This is a genomic window from Kiritimatiellales bacterium (genome assembly GCA_041656295.1).
In the GTDB taxonomy this organism is placed as follows: Bacteria; Verrucomicrobiota; Kiritimatiellia; order Kiritimatiellales; family Tichowtungiaceae; genus Tichowtungia.
Genome location: JBBADV010000001.1, coordinates 1 through 26183 on the forward strand (window position 1 = coordinate 1; position 26183 = coordinate 26183).

18 protein-coding genes and 1 pseudogene are annotated in these 26183 nt (G+C 50.8%); 5 read left to right on the forward strand and 14 right to left on the reverse strand.

Translation table 11 applies throughout. The features are described 5' to 3' along the window. The 9 genes from WC959_00005 to WC959_00045 all read right to left on the reverse strand — a co-directional run. A partial coding sequence (locus WC959_00005) for a sulfatase-like hydrolase/transferase (GenBank protein ID MFA5687529.1) occupies nucleotides 1-534 on the reverse strand: 534 nt, incomplete at its 3' end. A 17-nt stretch (nucleotides 535-551) separates the two neighbouring features. Continuing rightward, the gene (locus tag WC959_00010; GenBank protein MFA5687530.1) at nucleotides 552-1958 is read right to left on the reverse strand and encodes an MFS transporter; all 1407 of its coding nucleotides are present in this window, start codon (nucleotides 1956-1958) and stop codon (nucleotides 552-554) included. Between the two features lie 79 nt (nucleotides 1959-2037). Continuing rightward, entirely contained in the window at nucleotides 2038-3756 is a 1719-nt protein-coding gene (locus WC959_00015; protein MFA5687531.1) for a sulfatase-like hydrolase/transferase, read from the reverse strand. Between the two features lie 527 nt (nucleotides 3757-4283). After that, nucleotides 4284-5231 (reverse strand): glycoside hydrolase family 130 protein, encoded by a 948-nt coding sequence (locus WC959_00020; GenBank protein ID MFA5687532.1) that lies wholly within the window; start codon nucleotides 5229-5231, stop codon nucleotides 4284-4286. After that, nucleotides 5228-6625 (reverse strand): sulfatase, encoded by a 1398-nt coding sequence (locus WC959_00025; GenBank protein ID MFA5687533.1) that lies wholly within the window; start codon nucleotides 6623-6625, stop codon nucleotides 5228-5230. Before WC959_00025 ends, WC959_00020 begins: the two co-directional genes overlap by 4 nt. Continuing rightward, entirely contained in the window at nucleotides 6606-8600 is a 1995-nt protein-coding gene (locus WC959_00030; protein ID MFA5687534.1) for a sulfatase-like hydrolase/transferase, read from the reverse strand. Before WC959_00030 ends, WC959_00025 begins: the two co-directional genes overlap by 20 nt. Before the next feature lie 65 nt (nucleotides 8601-8665). Continuing rightward, a complete protein-coding gene (locus WC959_00035) occupies nucleotides 8666-9445 on the reverse strand; it encodes a hypothetical protein (protein MFA5687535.1) in 780 nt (259 codons plus the stop codon). A 43-nt stretch (nucleotides 9446-9488) separates the two neighbouring features. Next, complete coding sequence (locus tag WC959_00040) at nucleotides 9489-10298, reverse strand: hypothetical protein (GenBank protein MFA5687536.1); 810 nt, start codon at nucleotides 10296-10298, stop codon at nucleotides 9489-9491. A gap of 167 nt (nucleotides 10299-10465) precedes the next feature. After that, nucleotides 10466-15250 carry a LamG-like jellyroll fold domain-containing protein gene (locus tag WC959_00045; protein MFA5687537.1) on the reverse strand — a complete coding sequence of 1595 codons (4785 nt, stop codon included), beginning with the start codon at nucleotides 15248-15250 and terminating at the stop codon, nucleotides 10466-10468. A gap of 271 nt (nucleotides 15251-15521) precedes the next feature. Here WC959_00045 and WC959_00050 point away from each other — a divergent pair, with 271 nt between their 5' ends. The 3 genes from WC959_00050 to WC959_00060 all read left to right on the forward strand — a co-directional run bounded on the left by WC959_00050 (nucleotide 15522) and on the right by WC959_00060 (nucleotide 18280). Further along, nucleotides 15522-16556 (forward strand): LacI family DNA-binding transcriptional regulator, encoded by a 1035-nt coding sequence (locus WC959_00050; protein MFA5687538.1) that lies wholly within the window; start codon nucleotides 15522-15524, stop codon nucleotides 16554-16556. An 89-nt stretch (nucleotides 16557-16645) separates the two neighbouring features. Beyond that, the gene (locus WC959_00055; GenBank protein MFA5687539.1) at nucleotides 16646-17470 is read left to right on the forward strand and encodes a PIG-L family deacetylase; all 825 of its coding nucleotides are present in this window, start codon (nucleotides 16646-16648) and stop codon (nucleotides 17468-17470) included. A 57-nt stretch (nucleotides 17471-17527) separates the two neighbouring features. Then, on the forward strand, nucleotides 17528-18280 hold the full coding sequence (locus tag WC959_00060) for a sulfite exporter TauE/SafE family protein (GenBank protein MFA5687540.1): 753 nt from the start codon (nucleotides 17528-17530) through the stop codon (nucleotides 18278-18280). 71 nt (nucleotides 18281-18351) lie between these two features. Here the strand turns inward: WC959_00060 and WC959_00065 are convergent. The 3 genes and pseudogenes from WC959_00065 to WC959_00075 form a co-directional block, all read right to left on the reverse strand. Next, nucleotides 18352-19123, reverse strand: a pseudogene (locus WC959_00065) (IS5 family transposase). Nucleotides 19124-19163: 40 nt separating this feature from the next. Beyond that, the gene (locus WC959_00070) at nucleotides 19164-19595 is read right to left on the reverse strand and encodes a TIR domain-containing protein (protein MFA5687541.1); all 432 of its coding nucleotides are present in this window, start codon (nucleotides 19593-19595) and stop codon (nucleotides 19164-19166) included. A 35-nt stretch (nucleotides 19596-19630) separates the two neighbouring features. Further along, nucleotides 19631-21037 carry an NfeD family protein gene (locus WC959_00075; protein MFA5687542.1) on the reverse strand — a complete coding sequence of 469 codons (1407 nt, stop codon included), beginning with the start codon at nucleotides 21035-21037 and terminating at the stop codon, nucleotides 19631-19633. 216 nt (nucleotides 21038-21253) lie between these two features. Here WC959_00075 and thiF point away from each other — a divergent pair, with 216 nt between their 5' ends. Next, nucleotides 21254-21889 (forward strand): sulfur carrier protein ThiS adenylyltransferase ThiF, encoded by a 636-nt coding sequence (gene thiF, locus WC959_00080; protein MFA5687543.1) that lies wholly within the window; start codon nucleotides 21254-21256, stop codon nucleotides 21887-21889. Here thiF and WC959_00085 read toward each other — a convergent pair. Next, nucleotides 21870-23687 (reverse strand): ComEC/Rec2 family competence protein, encoded by a 1818-nt coding sequence (locus WC959_00085; protein MFA5687544.1) that lies wholly within the window; start codon nucleotides 23685-23687, stop codon nucleotides 21870-21872. The two genes, thiF and WC959_00085, sit on opposite strands and share 20 nt — an antisense overlap. A gap of 18 nt (nucleotides 23688-23705) precedes the next feature. Next, on the reverse strand, nucleotides 23706-24968 hold the full coding sequence (locus WC959_00090; protein MFA5687545.1) for a hypothetical protein: 1263 nt from the start codon (nucleotides 24966-24968) through the stop codon (nucleotides 23706-23708). A gap of 169 nt (nucleotides 24969-25137) precedes the next feature. Between WC959_00090 and WC959_00095 the strand changes: the two genes are divergently transcribed. Further along, on the forward strand, nucleotides 25138-26115 hold the full coding sequence (locus tag WC959_00095) for a DNA recombination protein RmuC (GenBank protein MFA5687546.1): 978 nt from the start codon (nucleotides 25138-25140) through the stop codon (nucleotides 26113-26115). Nucleotides 26116-26183: the final 68 nt, after the last annotated feature.

Here is a 26183-nt window from a genome sequence, read left to right on the forward strand (position 1 = left end):
TAAAAAATCAATCGAGCGGTCGGCAACCCAGCTTGACTGGTGCGCCTCTGCCGGAAACTGTGACGGCTGGGGAATATAATAATATTCGCTGCGCATTCCGCCGTCTTCGATCACATATGAATACCCGTGTTCGCGCAGCCAGGCGGCATAGTCGTTGTCGCTTGCACCCCACACCTCTTCATGCCGGTCGCGGCTTTCAAAACCCCACATGCGCAGCGGGTCCGGCGAAAAGTGCATTTTGCCAATGCCGTGTGTCTGATAGCCGCCGCCGTTCAGTAGCTCCATAAAGCTGGAGAGGTTTTGCGGCATTGGAACGTTATCGGTGCAGTCCGTAACGTGTGCCGGCAGTCCGGTGATGAGGCTGCAACGGCCGGAAATACAAACCGGCGATGGCGAATAGGCGCGCGTAAAGGCGGTGCCTTCGCGTACCAGCCGGTCCAGTGCTGGCGTTTTTATAACGGGATTGCCCAGCGCCGCAATCATGTCAAAACGCTGCTGGTCGGTGAACAGAAACAGGATATTCGGTTTTTTCATTATACTACACTCCAGATTTAGACTGCACGCCGCGCTTCCAGTTTCCGGCGTGTTTCAGCGGCGCGTTCACTCGAGATTGGATAGCGGCTGACAAATAAAATAGCTAACAACAGCCCTGCCACCGGAATGGCAGAAAAGCAAATACGCATTGACTGAATGGCTTCCGGCGATTGTGCCGCGCCGAGTTTGGCGTCGAATCCACTGGCGTTAAGAATCACGCCGACAAACAGCAACCCAACCGATACACCGATTTTCATCACGTTGCTGTACATCGCACTGTACATGCCTTCGCGCCGGACTCCGGTATGCAATTCATCTTCATCGCAAATATCGGCGACCATCGACGGCGTGAGAATCCACAGGCATGAAAGTCCCGGCGACATCATTATGGCAGCAACAAACTGCAGCCACGGATATTCCGGAACATACATCACATACTTGAGCGCCGAACCGGCCATCGCCAGAATCAGCCCGCCGATCAGTGTTTTCTTTTTGCCGATTTTTGATGATATCCAGCTGATAATCGGCGCTGCGGTGATACCGCCGCTTAAATGGTAAATCATGCCGCCAAGTCCCATATACGTTGCAGCGGCTTTTGCATTGTCAGGAAATACATAATACAGATTAATGTATATTCCGAGCTGACCGATCATGAACAGTCCGAGACACGCACAGATGACAGCACCGATCAGCAGAAGAAATACCCGGTTTTTTAATGTCGTCAGCAGACTTGAAATCAGCGGGATTCGCTCTTTCCGCTGATTACGCACAAACCGTTCTTTTGAAGTCAGTGCCGGAATCGCAGTAGCGAAAATCATAATTCCTGCAAAGAACAGGGAAATCGTCTGCATCCCGTCCAGCGTATTTTCGAAACAGTCCATCTGTGTCAACCGGAATGTCCATTGAATAGAAATCCCTGCCAGTGCCGCAAAAAAGGCTGTAAACGCCATCACGCGCGTACGCTCATTATAATCCGGACTCAGTTCATAGCTGAGAGCACTAAACGGTACTGAAAAAATTGTATAACAGGTATAAAACAGGATCGAGCCGATCATAAACCATAAAAAATAGCCCGTTTCGTCCCAGCCGCCGGGCACACGCCAAAGCAGCACATACGTCAGTGCGGATAAAATCCCGCCGATGAAAATGTACGGGCGGCGGCGTCCAAAACGGCTGCGCGTATTATCCGAAATTCCGCCCATCGCCGGATCGGTGAATGCGTCCCAGAGGCGCGCGGCAAAAATCCCGAGGCTGACCAGCGCCGGATTTACACCGAGAAAAATATTAAACACCTGGCTGGCCATATTGTTAATGCTGTTCTGCATTAGATTATTCGCGGTGCCACCGACGCCAAAGGCGGTTTTCCTCCAGAACGATAAGGTACCCGCATTTTTTGTTATATTGTCTATTTTGCTATAATTCATATTTTTTCTATTGTCTTATCGCTTGTGTGCAGTGATGACGAATGTCTCAAGGGTCGATCATACGCCTGTTAACATATATCTATTCTCCGAGTTCTTTTTTAATAATTCCGTAGTCCACAATATTATGTTTTTTTTGCCACGTAATGCCCAGTAATGCGAGCTCTTGTACTTTTTCCGGCAACTGCTGTTCGAGATTTACAAATTCCGCCGGATCATTCTGCAGGTCATACAGCTCATATTGTATCCCTGGAATTTTAGACGAGATGTTGTAATTGTTCGGCTCGACAATCAGCTTCCACCGCCCGTTTTGAATGATCACCTGCTGACCTTTGTCGTTAAAAAATTGAATTTCCGGCGGCGAAATCTCTATGCCTTTAAACACCGGAAAAAGACTGCGGCCATCCGGTGCAGGAATCTCTTTTCCATTAAAAATTTTCGGATAGGTTCCACCGGCAATATCAAGGAATGTCGGCAGAAAATCGCCGACCCAGCCGATAGAGTCAGTGATGCTGCCGGCTTTAATCTGTTCCGGCCAGTGCGCAATCAGATGCGTTTTTAATCCGCCCTCCCACAGCAGCGATTTGCAGCCATAATACGGTTTGTTTAAAATATCCGCGACATGCGACGCCGCGCCGTTATCGGAGAGATAAATAATCAGCGTATTGTCAAATTCGCCGCGCGCTTTCAGTTCATCCACGATGCGGCCGATATTCTGATCCACCACATCCAGCATCGCAGCATGAACCGCCAGCGTGAGTTTATAGTCTTCAATCTTTTCCGGCGTTTTCAGCGCAACGATTCCGTTGGTGGCAAATCCGGCAGCGGTTGCAAATTCGTGATAGTGCGCGTCCGTTGGAAGAAGATTTTCACGCACCAACCCTTCTGCGCGTCTCTTTTCAACCCCGGCGAGATTATCATAACGCTTTAAATATTTCTCAACGATCTCCTGCGGCGCCTGCAGCGGTTTATGCGGCGCACGATACGCCAAATACATAAAGAACGGCGGAGCATTTTTTTCTGCGGTTGCGCCGCGAATCATTTCAAGAGCTCTATCTGTTAAACCGTCCGTATCATAAAACGCTTTAGCGGTTCTCCCGTGGTTCGGCGTGAATGTACTTTTATAGCGCCTTGGATTCTGTTTTTCGATGTAACAGAACATGGAATAGATTTTGTCGTACGGAATCGTTGCCGGCCAATTGCCTTCTACATAATCCTGCGGATCCTCCGGCGTAAAAAAGAAATGCGTTTCGCCCTCAATCATGCCGAAAAATTTGTTGAATCCGCGCTGCAGCGGCAGCGTGTTATATTCCGCATCAATTTCCGCCGGCGTTAATTCCCAGCCCGGATGCGCCGCTTTCCACTGTTCCTGCAGCGCCGGATTGTCTTTCATCAGACTGCCGCCGAGATGCCACTTGCCCGCCATCATGGTGTGATATCCTGAGGATTTCATGACTTCGGCAATTGTCGGGAATTCGCCGGACAGACGCCCCCGATATGCCGGACGCTGCAGTTCACGATCCCATCCGCCGAGTGTTCCGGCAGCAAAACCGACTGCCGAGCAGTCACGGCCGGTCATAATCGACGCACGCGTCGGGCTGCACCGTCCGTTCGTATAAAAATTGCGGAAGCGCATTCCGGCGCGACCCAGCGCATCAATATTCGGCGTATCAATTTCACCGCCGTAACAGCCGAGATCGGTGTAGCCGGAATCATCCGTTACGATTAACAGAATATTCGGGCGTTCCGGCATTTCTGTTTTTGTGCCGGACATCGCGAACGACGAGGCCGCCGTCGCCAAAAAAAATTCTGCGGCGATTGTTTTGCGGTTTCGCAGAGATTGAACCGCGGATAACGCGGATATAAACGGATAAAATTCAAACCACGAATTAACACGAATCGACGCTAATGCCGGCGTTTTCCCAAAAAATGAAATCGGGAAGAGGCACGAGGCAATAGATGAAATGAGCTCAGCAGCTTTGCGCGGAAAAAATCTGCGCGCAAAGGCGCGGAGAAGAAGGAGGCTTTTTACAGAAGGAAATGAAGGTGAACGATGAATGACTGGAGGGATGCCGGCCTCGGCATCCGCGGTCGCAGAGGCCTGCGACCCTCCATCAAAAAAAAGATTCCTTCGCGTTCCGTTGCGTCCTTCTGTTAAATTTTTCCATCCGTTTATATCCGCGTTATCCGCGGTCTGACCTGAAAAAATCCGGCGCTGAATTATTTTTTTTATTTTCACTCTCCCAATAAAGCTGCTTTCAGGATCTGATTCGGTATTTCATAGACCGCTGGAGAAGTTTCGACGGAAATCATTCGCCGGTTTCATCATTATTGTGCTCCAAACACTTTTGTGATGTGCCGGTTTTTACGGTAACAGGCGTCAATCAGATCGCCGAGCTGCGCTTCGGCAAGACCGATGCAGGTATCCGCCGCACCGTAATAAATTTTCACGCTGCCGTCATCCTCCGGAATTGCATTGCAGGTGAACACCACATTCGGCACGCGGCCGACCTGCTCATACAGTTCCGCCGGCCACAGCACCGCATCTTCACCGCGAGCAATCACTTTCGATGGATCGTTCAAATCCAGCATGCAGACACCAAGGCAGTAAATCAGCCCGTTACAGGTGTCGCCGACGCCGTGATAAATTTCCAGCCAGCCTTTTTCCGTTTTAAGCGGAACCGCACCGCCGCCGATTTTATGCCGGTCCCATAGCGACGGGCGTACATCCATCAACGGAACTGAATCACGCCAATGAACCAGATCGTCTGAATAACTGAGATACATCATTGACGGCCCGCGCGGGTCGCCCATCGGACGGTCGAGACGCACGTGGCGTCCGTTAATTTTTTCCGGGAACAAAACGCCGTTGCGGATCGGTGCGGGCGTGCGTTCCTGCTCAATACGTTCATAACTTACGAAATCTCTTGTCTTCACTAATCCGAGACTGATGCCGTATTCAATAGAAGTACTGGCATACATAATGAAATAGTCATCCCCGATTTTTGTAATGCGCGGATCATACACGCACTTCTCAGTATAACCCGGCTCAAAGCCCGGCCAGTCCACCGGTTCCGGATCCACTGTAAATTTTACACCATCTTTGCTGCGCGCCAGCCAGAACACAATCGGTCCGGACGCTACAGCGGCATCCATCATCACAATATATTCGCCGTTGTGTTTAATCGCGCCGGGATTCAGCACATACATTACATCCGGCGGCATATCCTGCGGAGCAATCACCGGATTATTTTCATTGCGGGTAAATATACTCATTGCAAATACCTTTCTTTTTTACAGTTTTCTTCCAGCTGCCGGTCAAACAGCAGCATCGCATTTTTTAATTCATTAACTTTTTCCGGATACACCGCAGCCAGGTTATTCTGTTCGCCAATATCTGTACTAAGGTTATAAAGTTCCGGCTGGTTGTTTTCGAATTTCAGCTTCCAATTCTCATGCCGGACACCGGATATTGCGCCACGGGATGCGTAATAAAAAAATGTATCGTGCGGTAATTGAGCATCGTTTGCCCCGGACAGCAGTGCGACGATGTTTTTCCCGTCAAATACTCTATCTTCCGGCAGCGGAGCAGCAGCAAGTGCTGTGAATGTGGGCACAAAATCCATCAGGGTCGCCAGTTGGTCGCAAACCGTATTTGCCGGAATATAGTGCGGCGACCAGGCAATACAAGGCACGCGGTGTCCGCCTTCATAGCTTGTACGTTTTCCGGCACGAAATGGATGCGCACTGCCGCCATGATGTTTTTTTTCAAGCCAGGGGCCGTTGTCGGAAGTAAAGATAACGTATGTGTTTTTATCTAATCCTGTTTTTCTCAATTCCTCTAAAACCTGTCCGACAGAGTCATCAATTTCTGCAATCGTCTGACGGTAGGCACTGTCAACATCCGGCTCATAAAATGATTCTGAGACGAATAACGGGACGTGAGGCGTCGTATACGCAAGCATAAGAAAAAATGGATGCTTCCGGCTTTTGCGGATAAATGAAATTGCCTCGGTGGTAAACCGCTGTGTTAATCCGGTAAGATCAACCGGCTGCTCAATAACAGTTGTGTTCCGGATGAGCGGGATATCCCATTGCCGCCAGCTTTCATTACGGCTGCTCCGCCAGGTCTCATCAAGATTTGTTACAGAGACTTTTGCCGCCATTGCCTCAGGACTGTCATGGGAGTCCATATCCGTACTGTAAGGAACACCGAAAAACAGATCAAATCCGTTTGAGGTCGGCAGATGTTCAGGGCGATGTCCAAGGTGCCACTTCCCGATACAGGCGGTTGTATATCCTGCCGAACGGAGCAATGATGCAATCGTCGTTTCCGCCGGTCCGATTCCGCTTGCTGAATCCGGGAAAAACACTCCGATATGCAGCCCCTCGCGTTTAGGATATCGTCCAGTCATCAAAGCCGCACGCGACGGAGAAGAGACGGACGCCGCCGCATAAAATGAAGTAAACTTCATTCCTTCCGCCGCCATCCGGTCAAGTTGAGGCGTTACATTTTTCTCTGACTCAAAGCAGCTTAAATCGGCGTACCCCATGTCATCCGCCAATAAAACAATGAAGTTCGGTTGTTCAGTATACTCTTTTTTACAACAACCGGCAAAAAGTGCTCCCATGGCAGCAACGGCAGTGCAATTAAAAATTCTTTTGCTCATCCGTCATCCCTTTTAGAAAACACTCCGTATCAGACAATATTTTTTCTGAGGAACGGAATTCTATCAGTGTAATAAGAGCTTCTTCTGCATCAGCTTTTTCACCGGTTCCAGAAAAATGCAGTTCGTGTTTCCCCGCGTCAAAAAACAATTCGCCGAAATCCAGTTCGGTATCGGTGGAAATGTGGGGCAGGCATTCCTGCCTGCCCTTTTCGCAGGCAGGAATGCCTGCACCACAATTTTTTCCAGTTGTAAATGTGGAAGCGGCATCCCTGCCGCTGGCCAGAGGCTGGCAGCCGCTTCCACTTTTATTTCCGACAACATTCAACACAATCGGCAGGCTTTTAGAGAAATTTTTACCCGTTACGATCACGCGGTATTTTCCGGCAGTAATCACTTCTGCTCCGAACACAACAGAGTCTTCCGGTGCCGCAAATCCGCCGGATTTGCCGTGATAAGAATACGGTGAGCGGGCATTGCCGAATACTTTTAATGGTGCATCCCCCGGGATGGTATCCGGCAGAATAAAATCTGTCAGGTTGCCGCTGGCGGTGTTTTTATAGCGTGGATCACCGATCAAAAAGTACGGCATGGTTAATGTACGGCGTGAACTGTTCACCAGACGATTCCACTGCTGCCGGCAGTCCTCCGCGAATGCTGCGGTGAGCTGCGGCAATTTACCGGAAAGGTTATTCGATTCCGGCGCATCGGTTTTGGCATCATACAACTCGACTGCACCGCCCGGCAGATGATGGAATTTATATTCCGGCGTATAAAGTACAGCATGAACATCTTTTGTATAATCCGTTTCGGAAAGATCGTTAATTATACCGATCCTGTCACGTTCCATCGGCAGCGGCATACCCGGCGGTGCAATCGGCAGACGAAAATATGCCCGCTCCTGATCCGGCAGCTGCGGATTCATTAACACCGGCTTTAAGCTCAGCCCTTGAAACGGCAGATGTCCCGGCACAATTTCATCTGAAATGCCGGCAAGGTCGAGGATGGTTGGCAGAATATCCTCTACCGCTCCGAGCTGTGCCCGCTCGCCGGCCGGAATTTTTGCCGGCCAGTGTACAAAAAACGGCACGCGGATTCCGTTTTCCCAAAGCTCAGATTTACGCCCGCGCAGATTGAACGGATTGCGGTTTTCCCAATCAGCGCCATCCATCGGCGTGCCGCCGGTACGCGGACAAACCGGCGTGGCGCCGTTATCACTCATATAAATAACCAGTGTGTTATCCGTTTGTCCAAGCCGGTCAAGCGCTGTAAAAATTTTTCCGGCGGCGGCATCCATCTGTTCAATCATTCCGTACAGTTCCGCCAGCGGTTTTGAATAGCCTTTTTGCCGCAGCGGCGCGGAAAATTCCGGCGCAGAAACCCAGGGTGAATGCGGTGCAATAAATGCCGTTACAGCCAGCCACGGTTCTCCGGCGGCAGCATTCCGTTCAATAAACCGGATGGTTAAATCTGCAAGGATGTCGCTGGTCCAACCGGAAAACTCCTGCATTATTCCGTCAAAATCTAACACCGGATTTTGATGTGCGTATTCTGTAACAAGAACTCCGCTTTCCGTGTATCCGGTATTATATGTGCGGAATTCCGGCGCACGTGTATCCCATTTTCCAAAGTGTGCGGTGCGGTATCCTGCCCGCCGGAAATATTCCGGCAGTAAGACTTCGTCGCGATTAATGTATGCACGCGAACGCACGCCCCATACACCGGCATGAAAATGATTGCGCCCTGTCAGCAGTGCGGTGCGTGCCGGCGCACAGGCCGGAGCGGAAATAAAATCGGTGAATACCGCGGATTCGCCGGCGAGACGGTCAATGTTCGGCGTATGCACCAGGGGATTATTATATCCGATATCACCGCTGCCCTGATCATCTGCAACGATTAAAAGAATATTCGGACGTTCATACGCAACCGCCGGCAACAGCGGCAGCGCCAGGCATGCCAGCAGCTCATTTGCTTTCATTCAGACAAAATCCTTCCGTATGCCCTTAACAGCATTGCTTATTTTTTGCCTCTGTTTTGCCGCAATCAGTTCGCAGTGAACTCGATGCCTGAAATACTAATATTCCAGCCCAGGGTGCCGTTGTTGATAATATCTCCAGCGGCAAAATCTACTGCACGAATTGCGCGCCCGGCGGCATCAGAAATATTAATCCGGCGCTGATACAGCGATTTTCCGTCCGCCTGCCGCAATGTGGCGACGATGATTTTAGCATCGCATTCGAATTCAATCCGATATGCTGTCCGGCCTTGCAAATCAACGTTCGGGGCATCCCCCGGAGAACGGGGGACACCGCCCGAATCTATGAAATTAAATGTAAAGTTACCGGCCGGACGGATCACTGCCTGCACAACGGTCGCAATTCCGCGATTATCACTGCTGCCGAAAGAAAACAGACTTTTTTCGGCATACGCGCCTTTTTTATCGGTTGAACCGGCGGCATACAAGCCGAACAATACCGGTCCGCTTGGTGAGCCGCTCAGCGAAAACTCAATTGAAATTTTCCAGTTTTCGTCCAGCGCCAACGGCTTCTCCGAGGCAATCCACGCGGTGGAAGGTGCCGTCCGTGAAATCAGTTGCAGATTTTTTCCTCCGCCGGCACTTTCCACCGACAATTCGTAACTCCCGGTTCCATTAAGCACAAATCCGGAGTTGCTTCCTGCCGAATCCAGCAGATTGGTTGAGAACGTACCGGTCGATGCAATTTTCCCGATCGTATAATTATTAAAATCCACCGGTGCCCCGAAGATTGAAACTCCGGCAAATAGCAGGCAAGAAACTGTCTGTATCTGTTTCAGCTTCCTCATGACTTTCTCCTGAAATTTAAAAACACCGGTGGACTTTTCCCTTCTACCGGCCAATCAATTTACGGCCGGCAAGTCCGGTAATTGCTGAAATAATTAATAAACTGACCGTTCCCGCTTCCGGGATTGTTTCAATACTGTATACATCAACGTTCCATCCTTTTGTTTCGTGGTTTATCACATCTCCGAGCGCAAATTTCAGAGCATCGCCGGTAATATTTGAACCGAAAGATCCAATCGCATTCGTGGTCGACAGCATTGTCGTGACGCCATTTTTCAGCGTCGTAATCACGTTGATGCCGTCGCACTCAAGCGTATACGTATACTTCGTAGCACCTGTCAGATCTAAAGCGCCGGCAAGCGTCGCCCATCCCGGAAGTTTTCTCTCATTATTTTCTGCGTACATTAAAGAGACATTACCGTTAGGACGGGCCAGCAGTGCGGTCGCACCCCGCACGTCGGTGCTGGCGGTATTCCCGGCCTCCGCTCCAGTAAGACCATCCGCGTCCACCACGGTCGCGTTATATATGCCCATAAAAACAGGACTGGTGGCGGGGGTGGACGTCAGAGCGAAGTCAACTGAAACCGACCAGGCGTCGGACAGTTTAAATGTCTGCTGTGAACTGAGCATCGCCACGTCTGTATTCTCGACCGAATTCAGCCGCAGTACGTTGACACCCAAGCCGTCCGTCGCAATGACGGCGGTCCCGTCGCCTGTTACAGTGATATCCCACCCCGCTACGGTCGAAACCGCGCCGGTAGTGAAGGTGCTGAAATCAACCATTCCGGCTGATCCGTGATGTGCGGCAACCGTTGCCGCGATTACTGTTGCAAGTAAACGAATACTTTTATTCATTCCTGCCTCCTTTTGGGTTGGTTGTAGTTATGCCTGCGCCATTTATCTGCCGGCATCCGTCCCTCGGATGTACCGGAAATATAAATGCTGCAGGCGCGATTGGTTTTTCAAAATTCATCAATTTAATGCAGTGTTTCTTTTATAAGCTGAACCCTGCAGTCCTCTTTTTAAAATGTTGCTGTTTCAATACTGTATACATCAGCGTTCCATCCTTTTGTATCGTTGTTTGTCACATCTCCGAGTGCAAATTTCAGGGCATCGGCGGAAATATTTGAACCGAACGATCCAATCGTGCGCGTGGTCGACACCATCGTCTCAGCGCCGTTTTTCAGCGTCGCGGTTACGTTGACGCCATCGCACTCAACCGTATATGTGTAGCGCGTAGCGCCCGTCACATCTAAGCCGCCGTTAAGTGTCAATTGCGCCGGATTTTTTCTCTCATTATTGTCTGTGTAAATTAGTGAGACATTACCGGTAGGACGGGTCATCATTGCAGTCGCGCCCCGCACGTCGGTGCCGCCGGTATTCCCGGCTTCCCCTCCAGTAAGACCATCCGCGTCCACCACAGCCGCATTATATACGCCAAAGAAAACAGGACCGGTGGCGCCGTTGGTCGTCATAGCGAAGTCAACTGAAACCGACCAGGCGTCGGACAGTTTAAATGTCTGCTGTGAACTGAGCATCGCCACGTCTGAAGTCGCGATTGAATTCAGCCGCAGTACGTTGACACCTGCGCCGTTCTTTGCAATGACTGCGCTCCCGCCGCCCTTTACAGTGATATCCCAGCCTGCCACGGCTGAAACCGCGCCGGCAGTGAAGGCGCTGAAATCAACGGTGCTTCTGGTGATATTTTCAGCCGCTTTGATTTTCTGCGCCGGAATGCTTTGCAGCAGATGCCCAACTTCTGCATAACGTCCCGCGATATACGCCAGATTTAATTTGCGAAGAAGCGCTTCCAAAATGGCGGCCTCTTCCGGTTCAACGCGCATTGCGCTATATGCCGTCTGCATTTTTTCTATCACAGTTCTAAGCATCTCACCCATTTCCGCCGGAACACGGCAGGCGAAATTTTCCGGCATGATGGGTTGAGTTCGCGTTAAACAGAGTACTTCGAACGGCGCGAGTGTAATTTCGAATTCACCGGAACTGTTTACTGTAAATTCGCGATTGCTGATCGTCGCTCTCAGCGGCGCGTTATCCGTGAGGCGCAACACACACGGCATTGCATTCGGCAGGCGGTTGACAAAATAGATCCAGCTTTGATTTCCGGCATTGTAATAACGGACTCTCACCGGATCTTCAGCTCCGGGCAGATCCATAAAATCAAACGCCGGAATCGAACGGTAGCTGGCATAAAATTTTGAAAATTCATCAATGCCGCCGTTATCCGGACAGCCCCACCAGCCGTGAATAATCCGGTGCGCATCCTGATTGGCCAAGGTGTCTGCCATGTATTCGCGCATGTACTCCTGAGAAGGAACTACATTTGCAAATGCGTGAATCGGACCGTTCACCCGGCCCTCCCACGCACCGAAAGACCACCAGTAGGATGGGATTCCGATCTCGTGCCACGGCAGGAATTCGAGATTTGAAAAATAGGAGATAAATTTACCGCGTTCCTTGTGTGACGACACCAGCGCATCCACGGCCGGATTAAAACAGTCATACCGGTACGTCGCTTCAAATCTGTGCGGCCGGATACGGCCGCTTTCCGGCGTAATTACAGGAAGCAGAGCAATATCTGAATCATCTTTGTAAAGCGCAAAGTCTATGCCGCATTCTTTCCAGTAACGGTTCAATCCATCGTCCGAAAGCGGCCAGTCGCGATTCTCCATCGCAAACGCACCGTTATATCCCGCCAGCGAGATAAGCAGTTTTGCGTCCGGATTATAGCTGCGGATAATTCCGGCGAGATGTTTATAAAATTCGCGGAATTTTTTACAGCGCCAGTTAATCCACTCTTCCCGCGCATTCTGCATCAGCCAGTCATACCGCGCGCTGAACCGGCGCCGAAGAGATGCATCCACATCTACGTTGATTCCGGTGTCCGCTTCAAAACGCTGTATATTATAATCGCTGTATCCTTGCTGCAAATCAGCAAAATACGGTCGCCCTCTGTTGTCATGGTTACTGGGAAGAAAATTAACTCCGCCAAAATTGGAATACTGCCCGAATTTTTCAGCATACAAGCGCACCTGCGTTTCAAACGCTTTCTGCACGACCGGATTCAATGGGTCGTAATTGTCTGCGAAATAATCATCCGCAGCGATGCAATCCACGATTAGAGGATTGTCTCCGGAAATAATCTCTTCCATCGTGTTTTTCGTGCGCAAATACTCTTCCGGAATCAGCTTGGCGATCGCTCCCGGCATTTTCCCGCCTTTATACGTGGTTTGGCTGTTTAAGGCGGCGTAAAATACAGTCCCGTTGCGGTTCAGCATTAACGCGCCGAGATCCGCCCAGCCGGGAATCCAGCCGCGGGATGACATCCGCCAGGATGCTGAAATCTGGTTGCTGTTAAGCGCTGTATCCCCCTCGTAACTGGTTACGAGCATGTGCCACAAATTCTGTCCGCTGTAATTCAGATAATCAATGGTCCGGTTCCATTTTGTTTCCCAGAAATTGTTCAAGCGAACCTGATCATATTGAGAAACAAGGTTAAACCATTCTGTCCCTCCCATCGACGGATCCTCGTCCCACAGCCCGATCGTCCGGCGCGGCAAACCTCCAGCCAGTTCAACCTGCCGTTCCGGCAGCGGGCCGGCATTTTCATATAAACGGATTTCAGCCAATGCCGGTCCGTTTTGTCCTTCATATTTATGGTAGTTATAACAGCCGACCATAATATTGGTTGAATCCGGCCAGAACAGAAGCCGCTTCATCTGCATTGTTCCGCTTAACAGGTGATCACCTCCGCTGATGATTCCCACCGTATCCAGTCCTTGCGCACTGACATGACCATCCTTTTCCTGAAACACTGCCACCATGAATGTCCGGGCGGCATCATCCGGATAATAAATTTCCAGCCAGTGCGGTCTGCCGGGATTTTTTAATGGCTCCATCCGGTAGGCAAATCCACTGAATGCTTCATTGAGCGCTTCGCGATAAGCCCCAACCGTTTTGTACTGAACTGAAACATGTCCGTCGTCCCGGTATTTTTCCGGCCCAATATCGGCTGTGCAGTCAATCTGTTCAATCAGCGTCATTGCAGCGGCTTCTCCGGGAGCCAGTGGCGGTCTTGCTAGCTGAGCCGGCGATTGATCGATTGCAACAATTTCATACGACCGGATCTGCCGGCCGCTGGAATTCAATAGATTCAACCGGTAAAGCCCGGCAACAGGAGGCGCAACGTTAACGGGAATGACGCATTCCTTCCCCGCATCCAGCGTCACCGGAATTTCTTCAGTCTGAATGGCGCTGCTTCCGGCAGGATGAATCATCATCTGGAAAGAAGTATCCACCTGTTGATCCCCGCCATTAATAAATTTCAGACGTATAGAATTATCTTTCCCGGCGAATGCTGCATAATCCAGCAGATCAATATTAAGCCCCGCCTCCTGGTAATAAATCTTCATTACATCCGCATGACTCAGCGCATAATTGTAAATTGACACTTCATCCAGAACACCGTCGATTTCAGCAAAACTGAATTTCGTAATGGGTTTCCTGAGCGGTTCGAAAATAGAAGAGACACATAAAAACTTTCCGTCAAGATACACTCGAGCCAAACCGGAATCGCTGTCCCAGGTGATCACATAATGGTGCCAGGTATCCTTCATAATCTGCCGGTTTCCGCTGGCATAAATGTCATTACCCGACGACCATTTAAGCCGGATAAAGTTCGACAGGAGGAACCGGAGACGCTGGCTGCCCGCTTCGGCAGTGAATACTGTATGACGCTCACCTTCCGCATCGGCGCCGGCGCGGCTGATATGCCAGCCGTTTCCTTCCGGCTCCCAGTTCAGCTTAATCCACATTGCAACCGAACCTTTTCTGCTGGAAATATTATCTTTTCCGGAAAAATCGAGCTGTGAATTTTTATCAAGCTGTGCGCCGTTTCCTATAAGACCGGGCGCTGCTTTTATATTCTGTATAGTAAGCGGCCGGGAGGCGCCGGCTGATTCATCCGCCTCGTTACCGGTTAAAAATGACAGCTTGAACAGGCGCTTAGGAACCTCATCCTGAACTGTTTTTTCCTGCAACGGAGCGCGCGCCGTTTTTAATTGTCCCGCAAACTCTGTTTTTACTTCCTGGGCGGTCAGCGGACGATTGTACACTTTCACATCATCAATCACGCCGCGCGCATAATGCTCACCGCGCCAGGTCACAGATCGTCCAATATGGATCTGACCGTTCTTGCGCGGTGTCCAGGTTTTTGGATTTTCCCGGACTTTTTCACCGTTTACATAAATCTGTAACCCCTCTTTATAATTCCACAAACAGGCAATATGCACCCATTCACCGGGAATCCAGCTCCGGACACTGGTCAGACACGCCTGCTCATGATCAATCTCAAATCGCAATTGACCTGTCCGCGTGATTAAAACTTTCATTACATTGGGATTTTTAAACTCTTCTGTTCCGCACAGAAAAAGCCCCAGATCAATATCTGTAAGATCCAGCGATTCCGGGCGATACCAGAACGAGAGTGTCCCCTGCTCTTTGTCCAGATTATCCACATCCGCAATCATTACGTTTTCGCCCTTTCGGAAAACGGAAAGCCCCCGGCCTTGGTATCCCTCTGCAAACTCTGGATAATCCGCATACGCAGCCGCACCGGTAAAAGAATATTCAATATAATTATCATTCTCAAATGAGAGGTGCAGAAGCAGTTGCAATGGTTTTTGCACTGAAGAAAATTCGAACGAAAATCCGAATAAAGCTGTATAAAACAATACACACAAGGGCAAAAGAAGATTCTTCTTAATCGGCAGCATATAATTCGATCTCATCTTTTCCTTTCTCCTCGCCAGAGTACGGGTGCCATTCTTGATAGCTGTATGCTTTATTTAATAATGTTTCGTTTTATGTAAATTGCATTTTCATAAATAAAATATCATCCAATTTCAAGAAAGGTATTAATTATTTATCATCATGTCAATACAATGGTGCAAAAATTTTTATGATAATATTGATTTTTTATTTTAGTTTGTTGACGAATGTTTCTGAAAAGTTTTAACTGCTATTGAATTGAATAGGAATACAGTGTATTTTCGGGAAGAAATGAAAAAAACAACTATTTATACGCTAGCCAAAGAATTAAATCTCAGCCCGTCAACCATCAGTAAAGCGCTGAATAATTCTCCGAATATTAACGCTGAAACCGCCGCACTCGTCCGCCGGAAAGCTGCCGAACAGGACTTTACCCTGCGCCCGTTCGTCTCGCGCAGTACGAATATCTGCGCGGTATTACAGACGACCGGCATACAGGATAACTGCTTTACCCCCTACACGATCGCTGTAATGCAGGGAATGATGGAGTATCTGCAGGAGCATGAACTGGAATTTTCAATCCTTAACGACAGCGCTGAACAGTTGAATAACGGAACGCTGCAACGACAGCTTGGTAAGCGGAACGTCAACGGGGCGGTTTTAATTAACATCAATAAAGACTGTTTTTTTTGGCGGGAACTTGACCGCCATGAATTTCCATATTGCAGCCTGCTGACTGACCATTGTAACCCGCAGCGGCAACTGTCAATCGACAACTCTCAGGCTGCCGAACAGGCAATTGACTATCTGCTGCAGCTCGGACACCGGAATATCGCCGTACTGTCAACGCCGATCGGCACAAAGCGCGTTAATGGTTACCGAAAAGCACTGGAACGCGCCGGACTCCAGCCAAATCCTGATTATATTATTCAGGCTGATTATGAAATTGACGGTCTGGTATTTGGACATAGCTGCGTGACAGATTTATTCCGCCGGAAACCGGAAATTACCGCCCTGCTGGTGATGGGCTCACGCGCAGCGATCGGCGCAATGCATGCATTTTATCACCTCGGAATTTCAATTCCACAGCAGGTATCGCTGATTGCATTCGACGATGCGCCGGAAGCAGCCTATTTGAATCCGCCGCTCACGGTCATGCGCGTTCCAAATAAAAAACTCGGCTACTCCGCCGCCCGATGGGTTCACCGGATGATCACCGGTACCGCCGGAAATGATATCCGGATTCAGGAATCATGGATGCGCGGAGAACTCGTTGTGCGCGGCAGTACCGGCCAGCCGCGCAACCAGCCGGGGCAGTTGAAATGAAAAAATCTGAATCTGCAAAATGAATATAGTATGCGCAAAACAATCTGTATGAGTACAAAACGGATTTAAATTTGAAGGAGAATATTTGTATGAGCACCGCCAGACGGTTTTTAATTTTCGGCGCACATCCGGATGATCCGGATGTATATACCGGCGGACTGGCGATCCAGCTCGCGAGCGCCGGGCATCAAGTAAAATTTGTTTCGTTAACGGACGGCAGCGCCGGGCACCATATCCAGCGCGGCATGGAACTGATCTCCCGGCGCTATGCTGAAACACAGGCCGCTGCAAAACTGGCGGGGTTGACCGAATATCAGGTAATGAACAACCGTGACGCAGAACTGGAAAACACCTTAAACAACCGGGCTGAAATTACCCGGATTATCCGTAATTTTTCTCCGGATGCGGTGATTACCCACCGGTTGTGTGATTACCATGCGGATCATCGCACCACAGCTCAGCTGGTGCTGGACACATCATTTCTGGTGCAGGTGCCGAATTACTGTCCTGATACGCCGCCGCCGGCCGTCAATCCGGTCTACGCACACTGCGGTGACCCGTTTACCGATCCGCGCCCGGTCCGGCCTGATGTTGCGGTTAATATTGATCCGGTCATCAATGATAAATTTAAACTGCTCGATTGCCATACATCTCAGTTTTACGAGTGGCTGCCATGGATTCAACGGCATCCGGATTTCAATAACATCAATAAGTGGTCATGGATGGAAAAACGGCGCTATCTGGATGAAATCTGGGGTGCCAGAAACCGGCAGGCGGCAGACAATGCCCGCGATGTACTGATTGAACTTTACGGCAAAGCCGGCCGCAATTGCGTTTATGCAGAAATTTACGAACAAACCCCTTATGGCCGTCAACTGCCGCTGAAAGAATTCCAGCGCCTTTTTCTTCCATAACACGGCACAGCGCCGAAGAAATCGATCTCCGTTACTTAAAAAATAAACAGGTCTCTCATGGATTCATACAGTATTTTCTCCATTGTGCTTTTCACCATGGCTCTTTTTATTTCTGGATTATCGCACTCCGTCACCGGCTTCGGGTTTGGGATTGTCTCCATTGCGCTGCTCGGCCTGGTGATGGACATTAAAGAAGCCTCTATTCTGCTGGCGCCGCTGAGTTTTTTATTAAATCTGTATCTCCTGTATAAGCTGCGGCATCACGTACGCCTGAACGGTCTGATTCCGCTGTTAATCACCTATCTCATTTGTGTGCCGTTCGGAGGAATTCTATTGTTTTCCGTTAACGAAAAATTTCTGAGCGCATTGCTGGGCGGCTTAATGATATTCGCCGCCATTCAGCGCATCATGGCCGGATGTCGCAAAAAAGAGATACAGAAAACCTGGCATCCGGTTGCGGGCGGCGTTCCATGCGGCATTGCGGGCGGACTGCTGACCGGCGCATTCGGAACCGGCGGACCGCCGGTCGTCAGTTTTCTGCTGAACCGGAATCTGGACCGGTTTACCTTTGTCGCAGCAACTCAATTGCTGTTTACACTGGGAAATGCAATCAGGGCGGTTCAGTTTCTGCACCGGGGCAATCTGGAAATGAACGATCTGAACCTGTTACTGCCCGGCATGTGCGGCATGATCAGCGGCGCGTTGTTCGGCCTCTGTTTATTACGACGGATGTCTGAAACGGCATTAACCAGAGTTCTGGCCGGATTTTTAATCTTCACCGGACTCTGGTTCTTATATAAAGCATATTAGTCTCAATTTGATCTGACAGTCAGCCCTGTCAGGAGCGCGATTAATTTGCAGCGTTTTTTGTTTAGGGCGTGTTAACACAAACGTAAGAATTCCACGATGAACGCGAAGACAATGAATCCTAAAAACATAATATCCAGTTTGTCATACCGGGTGAATACCCGGCGATAGGATTTCACCCGCCGGATGAGTCGCTCAACCTCATTCCGTCTTTTATAGATTATTGTATCGTAATCCCATGGGTTTTTCCGGTTCGGGCTGGGCGGAACAACGGGTATAAACCCCGGCGCCTGAGCCGGTTCCCGGGTTTCATCCCCTTCATACGCACGATCCATAAGCAGCCGGCATGGTTCCGGGATTCTGCCCATACGCATCAGCAGTTCTCTGCCCCACGGCGCGTCACCCTCGTTGCCGGCAGACAAGCAGAAAATTACTGCCTGACGAGCAGTTGCGGCAACCAGATGTATCTTTGCGGTTTGTCCGCCCCGTGACCGCCCGATGGCTTGCGGGCCGTTTTTTTCAACGCCCTGCAGGCCCGCAGGCATCCGGGTGAACCCGGACGCTGGTGCTGTCCAGTGACATGGCGTCGATCCGGACATAAAGCATAGCCTCTTCCTGCAGTTGAACAAAAATCCGGTTCAGTACGCCGGCTTTTGCCCAGCGGCTCATGCGGGTGTAAATGGTATGCCAGTTGCCGAATTCCGCCGGCAGCGCCCGCCATTTACAGCCGTTTTCGAGCGCATAGAGAATGGCATTCATCACGGTTAGATGATCCAAAGAGACATTGCCGCGCTGCGTCGGAAACGCATCGGCTATCCGGTCATATTGTTTCTGCGTAAGTTTCATGCGGCATTTTTACAACCATCCGCAAATAAATGCAATAGTGTTAACACGCCCTAGTCCAATTATCCAAGGCGTGTTGAACGATTTTACACCCAAAACTAATATGAATTGCAAGTTTTTCGGAAAGAACTGGGGGACACCGTGTTGCATCAAAAGATCGTTTGCCATTTAAATTTATCGCTATTATTGGTAATTCGCGTTTTATTGCTTGTTCTATTTCCCAATGTACAAATTTGTGTAAATATCTAGTTTTTTCACCGATTAATAAAAGGAACATTTTAGAGTTTCTCAATCGTTCAGCTAATTGCGCTTTAATGGATTCTTCTTTACTAGAATCTCGCGCTTGGCATAAATCATGCGCATCATAAAAGTTAAACGAAAAACCATCATTCTGTTTCCATGCCGTCATCAACCGATAATAATGCATGTCAGAATCGGCATCGAAAGATACAAATGTTTTATTTCTATACGGCATAATAAAAATCCTTTTTCAAAAAAGATAACAATTTATTAAATTTTTTCGACAATAATCCGGCTGCCATGCACTGCGGTGATTTTTACGGCGGTGTCTTTTGCGATGAATTCGCCGCGTGAAATGACGTTGACATCGTTACCTGAAATCCGGATGCGCCCGGATGGAATCAAGTTCGTGAGCGCGATGCCTTCCTTTCCGATCAGATCTGTGCGTTCGCGCACAGCACCGCCGGAAATTTCTGAGTCGGTGCCGAGCATGAGCGGCCGGATAACACGCGCTTCCGGCAGCCATTTGGCGGCGGCAATGGCAAATATGATTAACCCGGCGAAGGCGATGGCGAGGTTGATGAGTGCAGTCTGCAGTGTGGCTCCGCCGCCGGAAATTGCCGGCAGAAGTTCGCCGGGCATTTTCCAGCTCATGGCGGTGACGAGTGAAAGAATGATCAGCGCAATGCCACTGATGCCGAGTATGCCAAACCCCGGTGTGACAAAAATTTCAATCAGCAGCAGCATAACGCCGACGGCAAATATGACGATATCTTCCATGCCGGACAGTCCGGCGATATGGTGTCCAAAAAAGAAAAGCGCGAGCGCAAGAATTCCGCCGATACCGAAGATTCCAAACCCCGGTGTTTTAATCTCAAGGTAAATTCCGCCCAGTCCGATCATTAAAAGAATCGGCGCCGCAACCGAAATGATGCGCGCAAGTTTTTCGGCACCGGTGACTTCAAGCGTAACAATTTCGGCGCCGGTCATTCCGGCGGCGGTGAGCAGTGCCGGAACGTCCGCAACGGTGCCTTTGGATAAAATTCCGGCGGCTTCACTGGCGGTGAGTGTGAGCAGTTCACCGGCTTTGCTGACAACATTGGTGCCGATGCTGTATTCCATTTCACGCCGCACCATCGCTTCAGCGAGCGCCGGATCGTGTCCGCCCTGCTCTGCAGCGGCGCGCACCATGGCGGCGACGGCGGATTTCATTTTTTCGCTGACCTCTTCATTTAAATCCTGCGCGCCGCCGGCCGGGCTCATCATCATCGGCGTGGCGGCGCCGATAACGCTGCCGGGCGCCATATAAATATTCGGTGTAGCGAGCGCGATAATGGCACCGGCGGAATAGGCGTCGCGCTCAATGAATGTATACACCGGCGTTTTAATGTCGCGGATGATGGCGATGATTTCGCGCGTGACGTCGACGCGTCCGCCGGGCGTATCCATCACAAATACAATTGCATCGGCGTGATTTTTTTCGGCGGCGGTAACCCCGCGCCGGATGATGTACAGCAGCGACGGACTGATCTGCTCTTTGATCGGAATCTCATAAACGAGCTGTTTCCCCTCTGCCGCCGGCGGCAGAGCCGTTTGAGTCATTTTTGTTTCTGCGGCAAAAACGAAATGACTCCATGCGGCAAACAGAATGACAATCCAGCCGATTTTTGCTTTCATGTTGCAAACCATAAACAGATTTGCGCCGAAATGAAAACAAAACTGAATGTGGCGCAGACATTCCTGTCTGTGCAAGGCAGACTGGGAAGTCCGCCTCACGACTCTAAATAAGGTTGCAATGAAATGAAAACAAAACTGCATATGGCGCAGACATTCCTGTCTGTGCAGGGCAGACTGGAAAGTCTGCCCCACCACTCTAAATAAGGTTGCGATGAAATGAAAACAAAACTGACGAAAACGGAGTGGGATGCGGTTCTGATTGAACGGCACGGCGCGGCGGTGCATGAAAAACTGAAAGCGGCAACGGCGGGGATCGCGGGACTCGGCGGACTGGGTTCAGCGGTTGCGGTCGCGCTGACGCGTTCCGGAATCGGAAAACTGATTCTCGGCGATTTTGACCGCGTTGAACCGAGCAATTTAAACCGTCAGCATTATTTTATGGATCAGCTCGGCGAACTGAAGACCGATGCGCTGGCCGCAAATCTGCGCCGGATTAATCCGTATCTTACTTTAGAACTGTACGCTGAAAAAATTATGCCGGAAAATGTATCGCCGATTTTTTCCGGCGTGGATGTAATGATTGAGGCGTTTGACCGCGCCGATCAGAAAGCGATGCTGCTGCAGGAATTTACTGCGCAGTGCGCCGGAATTCCGTTTATCGGCGCATCCGGCATGGCGGGGTGCGGCGCCGGCGAAACAATCGGTGTGAAAAAGCTGTCTGCAAATGTGTACATTGTCGGCGATTTAAAAACCGGTTTGTCTCCGGAACACGGGCTGATGGCGCCGCGCGTCGGCATCGCTGCTCATATGCAGGCGAATCTGGCGCTGCAGATTATTCTCGGACAAGTTTAATGCCTGTTCCGCGTGTTACAGAACGCGGACGAAATATTTCCTGCAGCTGTTCAGCCGCTTCCGGCGCCGCATTGCGGTGAGTGATGATCAGCTCGTCGAGATGATTGACCCCGTGCTGCTGCAAAAAACGAACGGTGCGCGCAGTTTGAAAGCGGCTGCCGGCAGTGGCAAGAATCCAGCCGCGATCCGGCGTACGTATGGCAATAGCGGAATCCACCGGACGATGGAGTTCGATCTGTTTCGCCGGTGCATAATTGATCGCCGGCCAAAGCAGTACGGAACAACCAATCAGCGCGATGGAAATTTTGCGCAGCCGCACCGGTCCGGTAAAAAGAGATGAAAATCCGGCGTACCATAAGATCACGCTGAGCGCCGGCGGCGTTTGTACAAAAAACCGCTCGCCGGGAACAGCGGCAAGCCATTGGGTTCCGGCGATGAGAACGGAGGTGAAGATGCGGTTGGCGTGATTGAACATCAGTGCCGCCGGTGGAAAAATGATCCCGGTGAGCAGCGAAAAACAACCGGTGAGCACGATCACAAACGTGAGCGGTATGACGCCGAGATTGCCGGCGATGGCGGCAGGCGAGACGGTGTTGAAATAACGTGCGGAGAGCGGCATGGAAAAAATCCACGCGGCGATGGACGTGAGGAGCAGCAGCCCGGCGGCTTTGAACATTCGCGCACCGGATGTTTTGAAGGCCGCAGTCCAGTGCGGGCGGATACGCCGCATGACAAAGCTGTGCACCATGACGAGACCGCAAACTACAATAAATGAGAGCAGGAAGCCGGGATCAGAAATCTGTTCGGGACCGATGACGAGCAGAATAATGGCCGCGGCGGCGAGCGCCGACGGCACATCGGGACGGCGACCGAACAGCAGCGCCAGGAAATAGATGGATGCCATGGTGAAAGCACGCAGTGCGCTGGCCTTCATGCCGGTGGAAGCGACATAAATGAACAGTGCCGGAATTAAAAAAACTCCCCACCACCGGCGCGAAATTCCGGCGGTTTTCAGCGCGCCGGCCAGGATCGCCGCCATAACGCCGACGTGCAGCCCGGAGATGGCAAAAATGTGAAACATGCCGGTGTATGAAAATGCGCGGTACAATGAATCCGGCAGTGAGCGGCGGAGTCCGAGCAGCAGTGCTTCGAGCAGACGCAGATTTTCCTGTGCACCCTCCATTTCCGCCGCAATAATTTTTGCAGCGGCGCGGCGCGCGGAATAACAGCGCGCAAGAAATCTGTTTTTTGCGGCGGCAAGACACATCGCGTCACTCGCAGAGAAATAACCGGAGAGCCCGCTGAATGTTTTTGGATATGCGGTGTAGCTGCCGGCAAACTCCCATTCTTCACCGTACGCCGGCGCTTGCGCCGGACGGCTCAGATAAATCTGAACGGCACTGTTTTCTTTAAGCCATTCGCCGGTAAAATTTACCGCGCTGACGCGCAGACGAAACACGGTTTGGCCATCCATGTCCGCCGGATCGTCCATGATAATTCCACGAATGTGCTGCCGGCTTGCGGCTGTTTCGGCGTGCAGTAATGCGGCCGGTTTAAACTCGGTGCGAATGCCGATCACTGCGGCGGCAAGAATGGAAAATGTGAGGTAGATAAAAACCGATGGAGCTGAACGTAGACGCGACGAGGACGTCGCGTCTGTTTCCCAGAAGCAACCCATGAGCAGAAAAAAACCGGCGGCGAGCAATAACAGCGGATGAATTTGAAAAACCTGTTCAAGCCAGAGTCCGGCGGCAATAGATAAAGCAATTCCCATGAGCGGGCGCCGTACCGGTTGCATTCAGGCTCCTTTCGCCGGTCAGTTTTTCATCGAATCGAGCAGGCTCGGGCGTTTCGGCATCTCGATTTGGAAAATACGATCTGTCCGGCGACGCTCAATTTCATGCCGGCGGAGAGTTTCAATCGCGCGGCGGGTTTCGGCATCGGCGAGGAAGTCGACATAAACACGAAATTCATCGGTTTCGCGGATGGGGTCGAAGCCGGGGCTTTGAATCCAGCCGGCGACAACCGGGCTGCCGTAAAGGCTGGCGGCCTGACCGAGATAGCTAACGGCGCGCTCGGCGTTAACGAGCTGTGCATAGCTGATCGCAAGCCACTTGAACGATTCTTCGTCCGGTGCGTTGCGCGCGAGATCAACATAATGCGGTGCAGCGTTTGTCCAGTCACCGCGCGAACTCAGAATAGCGGAAGCACCGCGCAGCGCGGTGATGTTGCGGTGATCCAGACTGAGAATGTGTTGATAAACGTCGAGCGCTCCGTCCAGATCATCATCTTCGATACGCAACTGTGCTGCGATTTCAAGTACCGGAATGCTGTCCGGCCGCAGTTCGAGCAGACGGCGGGCGACGGTGATCGCGGCGGCGGTGTAATCCGCATATTGCAGCGTCTGCAGAAAGCGGATCTGCATATTGACATCCGAGCTGTCTTGATGCATCAATTTTACTGCGAGCGGAACGGCCTCGGCATATTTTTCTTCACGGAGCAGCTGAGTGAACAGCAGCTGCAGCGCTTCGCGGTTTTCCGGCGAGGCTTGCAGAGTTTGTTGTAAACGTTCAACCGCTTCTCCTTCTATGCCTCTGCGCTGAAGCGCCGCTTTTGCCGCATTCAAATTACGGTTCGCCGCATCCCACCGGATCATCTGTTGTTCAATTCCGGCAGTTAAACTTTCGGCATCGATCACTTCCAACTGCTGTGCGACTGCGCCGCCGGTGCCGATCTCACGTAACCGCTGGGCATGCTCCGCCCATCTCTGCTTCTGTGCTTCGGTCGGGTTTTCCAGGTGCCTGGTAATGGTTTTTACCATGATTACTCCGCCGCCGATTGCCGCAACAATAATGATGGCGCGCACCCACAGAAGGCAGATATGATATACGCCGACGCGGTTACTGCTTTCTCGCAAGCGCGGCGGTTTGTGTCGCGACGTCAACTTCTGTGCCGGAGAAATAGACTGTTCGCGCAATAAATCATCGAGCGGCTTTTCCGGGATTTGCTGCGTATAAAAACTGCTGTCCGGCACCTGGTGCCGTTTACTGAAATGTCCGGATGGTTTTGGTGGTTTCATAATTAAAAAGCGGGAGCAGTATGCATCGGGAATGCTGAATGTTCAATTATCAATTTTCACTCTCCGATTGTTCACTGAGTGTTAAATTTTGGAAATTGAATATTGAACATGATTGATTCATAGTGCCTGCATGCAACTGATCATCCTTATGTTTCTCGCGGTTTTGATTATGCTGATCCTCATTCAGCTTGCCGGCGCGCTGCGCAGTACGGCGCGGCAGGACGCCCAGATTGACATGCTCACCAAAAACTTAACCTCCCTCACCGATCAGGTCGAGGCGCGCGGACGGAAAAGCGAAGAGGCTGTTCAGACGCAAATGGAAAAGCTGATTGAACGGCTGATCACGATTGATAAGGCGCAGGCAAAAATCGCCGAACTTTCCGGCAGTGTCGTCAGTCTGCAGGAAGTGCTTGCAGACAAACGTTCGCGCGGCGCATTCGGCGAAGTACAGCTCAACGCACTCATCTCAAACATTCTCCCGCCGAACAGCTATGCCTTTCAATATACGTTTCCCAACGGCGTACGCGCCGACTGTGTGCTGATACTTCCGCCGCCCACCGGCACCGTTTGCATCGATTCCAAGTTCCCGCTCGAAAATTTTCAAAAAATGACCGATATCTCGCAGCCGGAATCTGAGCGCCGTGCGGCGGAAACTCAATTTAAGGCCGACATCCGCAAACATATTAAAGACATCGCCGGCAAATATATTATTCCCGGCGCAACTGCCGACGGCGCCATGATGTTTATTCCTGCTGAAGCTGTCTTTGCCGAAATTCATGCGCACCATCCCGACCTCGTGCAGGAAGCGCAGCGGGCGCGCGTCTGGATGGCATCGCCGACAACGATGATGGCGGTGCTGACCACTGCGAACGCTGTGCTGAAAGACGAGAAAACGCGGAAGCAGGTGCATATTATTCAGGAGCACCTCAATATGCTCGCCAAAGATTTCAGCCGGTTTCAAACCCGCATGGACAGTTTGGCAAAACGCATTGACCTCGCAAATACAGAGGTATCGCAAGTTCAAACCTCCGCCCGCAAAATTACCAGCCGTTTCAGCCGCATTGAAAAGGTGGATCTTTCCGGCGAGCGTGAAACATTGCCGGCAGACGGCGATGAAATTTCTGACCAGCCCGAAGACGGTGAATAAAGTTCACTTATATCAAGATCAATTTAACCGGTATTTATTTAACCGCGGATGATACGGATATAAACGGA

Coding starts and splice junctions, on each gene's coding strand:
- WC959_00060 (MFA5687540.1), top strand. CDS start 17,528: ATGGATTCATACAGTATTTTCTCCATTGTGCTTTTCACCATGGCTCTT.
- WC959_00055 (MFA5687539.1), top strand. CDS start 16,646: ATGAGCACCGCCAGACGGTTTTTAATTTTCGGCGCACATCCGGATGAT.
- thiF (MFA5687543.1), top strand. CDS start 21,254: ATGAAAACAAAACTGACGAAAACGGAGTGGGATGCGGTTCTGATTGAA.
- WC959_00010 (MFA5687530.1), bottom strand. CDS start 1,958: ATGAATTATAGCAAAATAGACAATATAACAAAAAATGCGGGTACCTTA.
- WC959_00090 (MFA5687545.1), bottom strand. CDS start 24,968: ATGAAACCACCAAAACCATCCGGACATTTCAGTAAACGGCACCAGGTG.
- WC959_00075 (MFA5687542.1), bottom strand. CDS start 21,037: ATGAAAGCAAAAATCGGCTGGATTGTCATTCTGTTTGCCGCATGGAGT.
- WC959_00030 (MFA5687534.1), bottom strand. CDS start 8,600: ATGAAAGCAAATGAGCTGCTGGCATGCCTGGCGCTGCCGCTGTTGCCG.
- WC959_00095 (MFA5687546.1), top strand. CDS start 25,138: ATGCTGATCCTCATTCAGCTTGCCGGCGCGCTGCGCAGTACGGCGCGG.
- WC959_00025 (MFA5687533.1), bottom strand. CDS start 6,625: ATGAGCAAAAGAATTTTTAATTGCACTGCCGTTGCTGCCATGGGAGCA.
- WC959_00040 (MFA5687536.1), bottom strand. CDS start 10,298: ATGAATAAAAGTATTCGTTTACTTGCAACAGTAATCGCGGCAACGGTT.
- WC959_00035 (MFA5687535.1), bottom strand. CDS start 9,445: ATGAGGAAGCTGAAACAGATACAGACAGTTTCTTGCCTGCTATTTGCC.
- WC959_00085 (MFA5687544.1), bottom strand. CDS start 23,687: ATGCAACCGGTACGGCGCCCGCTCATGGGAATTGCTTTATCTATTGCC.
- WC959_00070 (MFA5687541.1), bottom strand. CDS start 19,595: ATGCCGTATAGAAATAAAACATTTGTATCTTTCGATGCCGATTCTGAC.
- WC959_00050 (MFA5687538.1), top strand. CDS start 15,522: ATGAAAAAAACAACTATTTATACGCTAGCCAAAGAATTAAATCTCAGC.
- WC959_00020 (MFA5687532.1), bottom strand. CDS start 5,231: ATGAGTATATTTACCCGCAATGAAAATAATCCGGTGATTGCTCCGCAG.
- WC959_00045 (MFA5687537.1), bottom strand. CDS start 15,250: ATGAGATCGAATTATATGCTGCCGATTAAGAAGAATCTTCTTTTGCCC.